Genomic DNA, 9,925 nt, shown 5'->3' with positions numbered 1-9,925 from the left:
GATATAAAAATGGCTAATCAAAGGATTTGCCATTTTGTAATTTCTTGTGTTTTTTAGCTTAGCAATGATTATTTAAAATCTAATAATTCTACTTCAAAAATCAGAACTGAACCCGGTTGGATTGAGCCTGCTGAGCGATTACCATAAGCTAAATTACTTGGGATAAAGAAACGCATCTTTTGACCAACAACCATCAATTGAACACCTTCTGTCCAACCTTTGATTACTTGACCTAAACCAAACTCAATTGGCTCACCACGTTCGACTGAGCTATCAAATACGTTACCATCGATAGTGGTGCCGTGGTAATGCACTTTTACTTTGTTTTTTGCAGTAGGGTGCTCAATGCCTGTACCTTCTTGAAGTACTAGATATTGAAGACCTGATGCTGTTGTTTGAACGCCTTCTTTTGTGGCATTTTCAGCTAAAAATACATTTCCAAGTTCAATGTTCTCTTTTGCTGCTTTTGGGTTGTTTACAAAGTGTTGACACAGCATCTAACCAACAACGATAAGCGCAAGGGTAATGATAATTTTAGACACGATATTTCCTTATAGTTATACCAATGCCATTAATTATTATCTAATTAGTTGCATTGGTATTAAATTAATTACTTTTCTAATAGGTAACTGATAGTGTCAGCGATTTTTTTAGGATCATCATGACCGCCAATTAAGACGTTGTATTTACCGTTAACCACAAAAGTAGGTACAGAACTAATACCTGATTGTTCAGAAAGCATTTGTGCATTATCCACTTTTTTGATCAGAATATCACGTTGCTCTTCGTTAAAGTCGTAAGGACTTATTAGGCCTCTAGAGGTAAACGCTTTAGCATATGTTTCTTGTTGTTGAGTTATCGTTGTGCCTTCACCCATTTGTGTTGCTGCAAACAGATCATCCATAAACGCGTGATCAGGTGTACCATCTACTTGCATTTCTGCTGCGTAGTAGAACATAGAAGCAATATGCGCTGATTGGTTAAAAGTGATGTGCATCTTACCGATATCAGTGCCTGTTTCTTGGCTAATCACTGGTAAGAAGTTTTCCATGTTACGACAGTGGCCACAAGATAGGGCAAAAACTTCAGTTACAGGAGCGATTAAATCGGCAGGTAATGTGGTAGAAAGGACTTCATATTGAACGCCTTCTTTTGGTTCATTGGTATCACCACACGCTGTTAAAAAAAGTGCTGAAGAAAGGATAAGCAATAATGGTTTGATAATAGATTTCATGTAAATTTCCATTGGTTATGATATCAGATGAAAATAGCATGATTTGCAGAAAGTAGAAATGAAATAGGGCAACAAATGTCGCCCTATTTTAGTAAAATTGTGTAAAGAGTTTATATAATTATACTTTACGTACCTGAATGATCATTCCCATTAACGGATGGTCAATGTAATGAGTTTCGCCACTGCGCATTTTACGCTTTTCTTCCATGCGATAAGATTTTAAAAATTCTTTAACTTCGGTTTCAGGTGTTATGTTTTCCAAGTGACCTAATTGAACATCTGCGTTTGGATCTTCAACTTGACTAATATCAGCTGTTATTGTTTCGCTTTCAGTTAACGTATCATCAACAACTGTAGATGTAGCGTCTGTTACTACTTCTTCATTTTCTTCTTTAGGTGTATTGACGATAAACTCGTGTTGCCCAGGTACTTTTAGGTCAAGAATCGTATTTACGTATAAATAGTGCTGCACATAAACTTGCATCGTGCCATCAAGCTCTAGAAGAGGGCCTGATTTCACAGTAGCGACACTTTCTGGTTCAAGTGTTTCGCTTCCTTCTACTAATACTGGTGTTGGCGCTGGTGCTGGTGCATTAAGAGGGATTAATGATAAGTCTGCTTTTGCATCTTCAATTGTGCGACCATCTGCAATAAAACGGTCAGAGAAGTCTTGCCCTGCTTGGATATGGAAGATAGGAGAGCGTGATGAACCTGAATCACCTTGACGCCAAGCAACATGCACTAGCGGTTTAAAACCGGCATGGTTCTGTAACTTAGTGTAAGTTTCGTTTAGCTTGTAATAACCAGAAGGCAACAGTTCTGCACCATTACGGCTCATCATTGTTTTATCACGATACGAGAAAGCACGTTCTAAATTAATAGGGGCAAGGATATCAGGCCATGACTCTTGAAAAGATGATGGGTCAACATTGTGCTTAAAAATAATGACTTCAACATCAAATTGACGAGCAAATGCAGGCCAGCTTACTAGTAAAATCAACGCATAAATAAATTTTTTCATTCAAACTCCAGTGAAATGGGTCTTTAAAGTCTCGGTTATCCATAATCGAGACTAAAAATCAGTATTTTCTTATTATTTAACTCTAATAGTTAGATTCTATTTTCGTAAAACAGATTGAGCAAGTCTATTACGTATTTAATTCGCACTTGTCTCTCTGTTAAGTCTTTTACAAATTTAACCTTAGTAGGTCCATCTAAGGCAAAACCTGTCGGATCTTTTTGTAATAATGACACAAGGAACATAGGGTTTATGTCAGCGGTAGGTTCAAACTCAATATAACCCCCGTTTCCGTGTGCTTCTAATTTCTTCACTTTTAATGAAGCGGCTAGCATTTTTACTTCAGCGGTAACTAATAAGGTTTGGGTCGCTTCTGGTAATGAACCAAAGCGGTCAATCACTTCTACTTTTAGCTCATCGAGTTCGCCATTACTTGCCACACTCGCAATTCGTTTATATAAAGATAGGCGCGTGTTTACATCTGGAATGTAATCTTCTGGAATTAATGCAGGTAAGCGTAGTTCTACTTCTGTTTGCTCACGCAATAAGTCATCCAATGAAGGCTCTCTTCCATCTTTTAATGCCTCTACTGCTTGCTCTAGCATTTCCATATAAAGCGTAAAACCAACCGATTGGATTTGACCACTTTGGCCGTCACCCAGCAATTCACCCGCACCACGAATTTCTAAATCGTGTGTTGCTAAGGTAAAGCCCGCGCCTAAATCTTCCAGAGAAGCGATAGCATCTAAACGTTTGATGGCATCTTTACTCAATGCTTTTGGATGGGGCGTTAATAGATACGCATACGCTTGGTGGTGTGAACGACCCACACGGCCACGTAATTGATGAAGTTGTGCTAAACCAAGCTTATCTGCGCGCTCCATAATAATGGTATTGGCGGTTGGAACATCAATACCGGTTTCAATAATGGTAGTACAAACAAGAACATTGAAACGTTGATGATAAAAATCACCCATGATGCGCTCTAGCTCTCGTTCACGCATTTGACCGTGAGCCAAGGTAACACGTGCTTCTGGGATCAGTTTTTCAATCTCTTCAGCGGCGTTCTGGATCGTTTCTACGTTGTTGTGTAGAACATACACTTGACCACCACGTTTGATCTCACGAAGGATCGCTTCTTTGATCACATCGTCCGCTTTTTCACGCACAAAGGTTTTAATTGCTAATCGACGAGCGGGTGGTGTCGCTATGATTGATAAATCACGCATACCACTCATTGCCATATTCAAGGTTCTTGGAATTGGCGTCGCTGTTAGGGTTAGGATATCAACGTCTGAACGCATTGCTTTTACTTTTTCTTTCTGACGTACACCAAAGCGGTGTTCTTCATCGACAACCAATAAGCCAAGATCTGCAAATTTTATACTGTCTTGCAATAATTTGTGTGTACCGATTAGGATATCCACTTTACCTTCTGCGGTAGCGGCTAAAATTTCTTTTTGTTCTTTAGCTGATTTAAAGCGTGATAACACTTCAACTCGTATTGGGAAGTTCGCAAAACGGTCGCGGAAATTCTCAAAATGCTGTTGAGCAAGTAGGGTAGTAGGAACTAATACCGCCACTTGTTTTTCATTATTTGTGGCTAAGAAAGCAGCACGCATGGCAACTTCTGTTTTACCAAAACCAACGTCACCACACACTAAGCGATCCATGGCTTTTGCTTGGCACATATCGGATAAAACATCGTTAATTGCAATTTCTTGGTCGTGTGTTTCTTCAAACGGGAAGCTTGATCTAAAATCAGCGTAAGCTTCACGGTCTTGTTTAAAGGCAAATCCTAGCTTAATGGCACGCTTTGCGTATACATCCAGTAGTTCTGCTGCCACGTCGCGCACTTTTTCAGCGGCTTTACGACGAGCTTTGCTCCATGTTTCACTGCCTAATTTACTGATTGGTGCTGTGTCATCTGCGCCCGCAGAGTATCGGCTAATGAGATTTAAAGAAGAGACAGGAACATACAGTTTGGTTTCGTTTAGGTACTCCAACATCATGTATTCAGCTGGCATGTCACCAACTTCTAACGTTTCAAGGCCCATGTAACGACCAATACCATGATCGATATGAACCACTGGTTGGCCCACTTTTAGCTCAGCAAGATTACGGATCAGAGCATTGCTGTTGTTCGATGTATTGTCACCACGGCGGCGGCGTTGAATTACTCGTTCACCTAATAAATCACTTTCACAAATGAAGGCAACGCAAGGATCTTGCAGAATAAAGCCGTGCTCTGCTGAACCAATTACCAAGGTGGCTTTATGTTTATGCGCAACCGCGTCTTTCATTGAACTACAAATAGCAGGCTTTAGCTTAATGCGAGCAAGTAATTCAAGTAGGGCCTCACGACGACCTTCTGATTCAACAGAAAAGATTACCTGCCCACTAAATTTCTCATAAAATTGACGAAATTGTGCAAACGGTTCTTTATTTTGGTGCTGAATTGCAATCTCTGGCAGCTCTAATAAATCAGGATTAAAGCGGCCTGCTTTTTCAATCTCTGGTTCTCTCGCTAATTTTACACGAGGATATTGTTTGAAGAAGCCAAACATATCGGTTGTTTGAAGCCACAACTCATTTACAGGCAAAAGAGGACGCAGTGGATCAACGCGTCGTTGATCATAACGGTATTCAGCATCGGCTAAAAAATCGTTTGCCGCTTTCTCGATATCACCTATTGTTATTAATAACGTGTTATCAGGCAGATAATCGAATAGGGTTTCTGTTTCATCAAAAAATAGGGGTTGCCAATATTCGATGCCAGCAGGCCAAGCGCCTTTGCTGATTTGCTGATAAACAGATTCTGGTTCACGGCGTGCATCAAAACGCTGACGCCAACGAATACGGAAATCTTCAATTGCTACCTCATCCGTTGGGAATTCGTGAGCAGGGAGTAGATTGATTGATTTTACTTCTTCAACGGTGCGTTGATTATCAGGGTCAAACTGACGAATAGTGTCTATTTCGTCATCAAAGAAGTCAATACGATAAGGGTGTGCATTACCCATTGGGAATAAATCTAAAATCGACCCTCGGCTTGCGTACTCACCGTGAGTCATCACTTGGTCAACGTGTAAGTAACCTGATTTTTCTAGCTGTAGTTTCAGTTTATCAAACGAAAGACGGTCACCCACTTTAACCACTAAGGCATGTTTATGCAGAAACGATTGCGGTGATTGACGCTGTAATAGGGTACTTACCGGAACGATTAGCGTGCCGTCTTTTTGCTGAGGCAAATGATAAAGACGTGATAAACGGTCAGAAATAATATCCTGATGCGGTGAAAAACTGTCATAAGGAAGGGTTTCCCAATCAGGAAAAACCTCTACCGCGCGTTGACTAAACTGACTAATTTCATTTTGTAAACGAAACGCCAATTGTGGTTCAGTTACGGCAACTACGACAGGACCAGTGTGTTGTTGTTCAATCTCTGCAATCGCAAGTGCTAAAGATGAACCCGTTAAATTACCAACTGAGCGAGTGTCATTTGCTTTGGTTGGTAATGTTAATGACAGTAAGTTTTTTATAGGCATCAGGATATTCAATAATTAAGTTAAGTTGCGTTCTTGAGCACGAAGTTTAAGTATTTTTTGTTGTTGAAACAACGCGGCTTTAATCAGTAAATCTTGGTCAATATCCCGAAGGAGATCGTAAGTCATCTCAATCGTATACCCAGATTCAGTCTGCGTACACTGTGCGACTTGAGCATAGCAATAAATTGCAGAAGGTGGATGCTCAAGAAACAATTTCACCTTAGCTTTTTGAGTAATCGTTAACGCAGTCTTACTTTCATAAGTAAACTTACTTGCACCAAAGGAGTTGGTTTTATGGCGATAAACTTCATCATCTTGTTGAATCAACAGATAAGAGAGTAATAAGTTCAGTTTTTGATTTTGATTATTCAGGTAATTAGCAAGACGTTTACCATCATCTAATTTTAAGAAAGAAAGTTCGTTTTCAGAAACGTCATCTAAAGAGCTACACTCTTGTGCAACTCGGAATGGGGCTGGGATCTCGCGTTCAAACGTTTCTGTGTCTGGTAACGTGGCATCCATAGTGAGAGGTTCTACATTAATAGTTAAATCGTAGTGAACCGAAAAGTATTCATCGTGTGACATAAGCGTCCCTTTATTTATTATTCATTGATTATGGCGAAGTCACTGAGTATCAGCAAGTGTTTAATCAGTAAGTATGCCGAACAAAAGAGAAAAAAAGGAATAAATACCAGTATTTTACGTGATAGACTGTATTAATTATTGTAGCTTCAAAAAGCATGATTGAGAGAATTTATGTTTCATCCAGTATCCGTATTTATAGGGTTGCGATATTTAAGAGGGCGCTCGGGCGATAGGTTCAGCCGTTTTATATCTTATATGTCTACCGCAGGTATTACCATTGGCGTCTTATCGTTAGTAACGGTATTGTCTGTGATGAATGGGTTTGAAGCTCAGTTAAAAGATAGAATATTAGGGGTATTACCACAAGCCGTTATTTCGAGTTCAAGTGATCAAATAACCCCTTCTGAAGATGAAAGAAATTACGTTGCAAGCTTACCTCACGTAACTCAAGTAACACCGGTTGTTCGTGGTGAAGCGATTATTCAAAGCGCAAAAGGGTTGAGTGCGGGTATGCTTGTTGGTATTGACCCTGATGAATATGATCCTATCGCCTATGAATTAATCTCAGGCAGCATGCGTCAACTTAACGCGGGCGAATATGGTATTTTTTTAGGTTCAAAATTAGCGCGTGAGTTAAGTGTCCGTTATGGTGACACCGTGCGTATTATGGTAACGAATGCCAGCCAATACACGCCATTAGGACGAATTCCAAGCCAACGTAATTTTAAAATCGTCGGTGTATTTAATACGGGCTCGGATGTCGATGGTCAATTAATGGTGACGAACATTCAAGACACGGCTCGTTTGATGAAACTGAAAAAAGGCAACATTACAGGATGGCGCTTATTTTTCGACGACCCGTTCCAAGTGACTGAATTAGCCAAACTGCCTTTAGAAAATAACATGACATGGAGTGACTGGCGTGATCAACGCGGTGAGTTATTTCAAGCCGTGAAAATGGAAAAAAATATGATGGGCTTAATGCTGGGTCTTATTGTTGCTATCGCGGCGTTTAATATCATATCTGCTCTTATTATGGTGGTTATGGAAAAACAAGCGGAAGTGGCGATATTAAAAACACAAGGCATGACGAGTAACCAAGTACTTTCTATTTTTATGGTGCAAGGGGCAAGCAGCGGCGTAATAGGTGCAATTGTCGGTGGTTCATTGGGGGCTCTATTTGCCAGTAACATCAATGTTATTCTTTCTACATTGGGTTTATCTTTATTTACTGTCGGTGGATCTTTACCTGCTCAGGTTGATCCATTACAAGTGTGTATCGTCATTGTTTTAGCAATTTTATTAAGTTTATTAGCGACCGTATTTCCATCTTATCGAGCAGCAGTCGTACAACCAGCAGAGGCATTGAGATATGAGTAATCCATTATTAGTTTGTCAGGGTATTCGTAAGGTTTACCAAGAAGGCACAATGGAAACTGAAGTGCTTAAAGGGGTTGATTTTCAAATTAATGAAAGTGAATTAGTGGCGATTGTTGGGTCATCTGGTTCTGGTAAAAGTACATTATTGCACATTCTTGGTGCGCTTGATGAACCAACAGCAGGAACTGTACATTTTCAACAGAATGAACTAACAAAACTGAGTGCCAATAAACAAGCGAAGATCCGTAACCAACACATTGGTTTTGTGTATCAGTTTCATCATCTTTTGTCTGATTTCAGCGCACTAGAAAACGTGGCGATGCCATTACTTATTGGTGGCATTAATAAGAAAGAAGCGGCGAGAAGAGCGACTGAATTGCTTGAGAAAGTAGGATTAGCGCATCGTATTGAACACCGCCCATCAGAGTTATCAGGTGGTGAGCGTCAACGAGTGGCGATTGCTCGAGCACTAGTGAATAAGCCTGCATTAGTATTAGCTGATGAGCCAACAGGTAACTTGGATCACCAAACGGCATTGGATATTTACAATCTCATGCGTGAGTTGAATCAAGAGTCGGGCACTGCATTTTTAGTGGTTACTCATGATACGGCTTTGGCTGCAAAATTAGATAAGCAACTAAGTATGCAAGATGGTCGCTTTATTACTGAGACCATTCGTTCAAACAGCTATCAAGAGCAGGAGGCGTAATGTTTTCACCGCTTTCTCTTTTTATTGGTGGTCGTTTTGCACGTGCAAAGCAGCGTAATAAAATGGTGTCATTTATTTCGCTCTCATCAACACTCGGTATTGCTATTGGTGTTGCAGTGATCATCATTGGCCTTTCTGCCATGAATGGCTTTGAGCGTGAACTGCAAAATAGGGTATTATCTGTTATTCCTCACGCAGAGCTTGAAGGGGTAAAACGACCAATTGATGATTGGAAAACTATGATGACCCAAGCCAAACAACACCATAAGGTAATCGGTGCTGCACCTTATGTTCGGTTTACTGCTTTATTAGAAAGAGGCAGTAAGCTAAAAGCGGTTGAAGTTAGAGGAGTTGAACCTTTACTTGAAGCCTCGGTGTCTAAATTACCTCAATTCATCGATAAAGACGCTTGGGATAAATTTGAAGCGGATCACCAAAGTGTGATTTTAGGTAAAGGCGTAGCTGATACGTTAAATGTTAAGGTTGGCGATTGGATCACTGCTATGATCCCTGATGAGAGCAGCGATAAGCAGCTACGTTCACCAAAGCGCCAACGCTTGCAAGTGGTGGGATTACTCTCATTAGGTGGGCAAGTAGATCATGGTTTAGCGATTGTTCCTCTAAAAGACGCGCAGCAATACATTAATTTAGGTGACAGTGTCACTGGTGTGTCATTGCAAGTGAGTAGCGTTCTTAATGCCCAAGATATTGTTAGAGAGGTAGGGGGTACATTAACGGAATACGTTTACTTGCGTAGTTGGATTCAAAAGTATGGTTATCTATACAGAGATATTCAACTAGTACGTTCAATCATGTACCTTGTCATGGTTTTAGTGATTGGAGTAGCTTGTTTTAATATTGTGTCTACGTTAATGATGGCAGTAAAAGATCGCTCTGGAGACATTGCTATATTAAGAACTATGGGTGCGAATGATGGGTTAATTAAACGTATCTTTGTATGCCAAGGGATCTTCTCTGGTGTAACAGGCAGCTTAGCGGGTTCAGCCCTTGGTTCATTTGTGGCATTAAATCTAACACCTATGATTAAGGGGTTAGAATCGCTGATAGGGCACCAATTTTTATCCGGTGATATCTATTTTGTTGACTTTTTACCATCAGAATTAGTGTGGAGTGATGTTGCTATTGTGACAGCGACAGCTATATTTTTAAGTGCGATTGCTACTTGGTATCCTGCAAGAAAGGCAAGTCAGTTACATCCTGCAGCGGTGCTGAGCTCCAAGTAAAGCTATGTTATACCAATTGATGCTCTTTATTTTAAAGCCATTGAATATTTCAATGGCTTATTTATTGAATGAAAATAGTAATACGGAATAACAACATATCAGAATTTCCGCTTTACTATTGAGTTGTTTTTACATAAGGATGGAACATCTAATTAATTGATTTTATGGAAGTAATAATTAATTTTAAGCACTATTTTTGATTAGTGA

At 40.0% G+C, this 9,925-nt stretch carries 8 protein-coding genes; 3 read left to right on the top strand and 5 right to left on the bottom strand.

Going from position 1 to position 9,925, the window contains the following annotated elements; genetic code table 11:
* Window positions 1-68 precede the first annotated feature (68 nt).
* The 5 genes from Q1K78_RS16015 to Q1K78_RS15995 form a co-directional block, all read right to left on the bottom strand.
* Window positions 69-497, bottom strand: a complete 429-nt coding sequence (locus tag Q1K78_RS16015) for an FKBP-type peptidyl-prolyl cis-trans isomerase (RefSeq protein ID WP_300181156.1) — start codon at window positions 495-497, stop codon at window positions 69-71.
* 113 nt (window positions 498-610) lie between these two features.
* The gene (locus Q1K78_RS16010) at window positions 611-1,234 is read right to left on the bottom strand and encodes a thiol:disulfide interchange protein DsbA/DsbL (RefSeq protein ID WP_300181153.1); all 624 of its coding nucleotides are present in this window, start codon (window positions 1,232-1,234) and stop codon (window positions 611-613) included.
* A 118-nt stretch (window positions 1,235-1,352) separates the two neighbouring features.
* Window positions 1,353-2,255: a peptidoglycan binding protein CsiV gene (locus tag Q1K78_RS16005; protein ID WP_300181150.1), complete on the bottom strand. Its 903-nt coding sequence runs from the start codon at window positions 2,253-2,255 to the stop codon at window positions 1,353-1,355.
* Window positions 2,256-2,344: 89 nt separating this feature from the next.
* The gene (gene mfd, locus Q1K78_RS16000) at window positions 2,345-5,800 is read right to left on the bottom strand and encodes a transcription-repair coupling factor (RefSeq protein ID WP_300181147.1); all 3,456 of its coding nucleotides are present in this window, start codon (window positions 5,798-5,800) and stop codon (window positions 2,345-2,347) included.
* 15 nt (window positions 5,801-5,815) lie between these two features.
* A complete protein-coding gene (locus Q1K78_RS15995) occupies window positions 5,816-6,385 on the bottom strand; it encodes a PilZ domain-containing protein (protein WP_300181144.1) in 570 nt (189 codons plus the stop codon).
* Window positions 6,386-6,556: 171 nt separating this feature from the next.
* Here Q1K78_RS15995 and lolC point away from each other — a divergent pair, with 171 nt between their 5' ends.
* Genes lolC through lolE form a run of 3 tightly spaced genes read left to right on the top strand, consistent with a single transcriptional unit; the run spans window position 6,557 to window position 9,718 of the window.
* The gene (lolC, locus tag Q1K78_RS15990) at window positions 6,557-7,765 is read left to right on the top strand and encodes a lipoprotein-releasing ABC transporter permease subunit LolC (protein ID WP_300181141.1); all 1,209 of its coding nucleotides are present in this window, start codon (window positions 6,557-6,559) and stop codon (window positions 7,763-7,765) included.
* Window positions 7,758-8,474 carry a lipoprotein-releasing ABC transporter ATP-binding protein LolD gene (lolD, locus tag Q1K78_RS15985; protein ID WP_300181138.1) on the top strand — a complete coding sequence of 239 codons (717 nt, stop codon included), beginning with the start codon at window positions 7,758-7,760 and terminating at the stop codon, window positions 8,472-8,474. The genes lolC and lolD overlap by 8 nt, the downstream gene beginning before the upstream one ends.
* The gene (gene lolE / locus Q1K78_RS15980; RefSeq protein ID WP_300181135.1) at window positions 8,474-9,718 is read left to right on the top strand and encodes a lipoprotein-releasing ABC transporter permease subunit LolE; all 1,245 of its coding nucleotides are present in this window, start codon (window positions 8,474-8,476) and stop codon (window positions 9,716-9,718) included. Before lolD ends, lolE begins: the two co-directional genes overlap by 1 nt.
* The last annotated feature ends 207 nt before the right edge of the window (window positions 9,719-9,925 follow it).

Origin of the sequence: uncultured Aliivibrio sp. (assembly GCF_946479765.1) — a bacterium.
Classification (GTDB): domain Bacteria; phylum Pseudomonadota; class Gammaproteobacteria; order Enterobacterales; family Vibrionaceae; genus Aliivibrio.
This window is presented reverse-complemented; position numbering and strand designations above follow the sequence as displayed.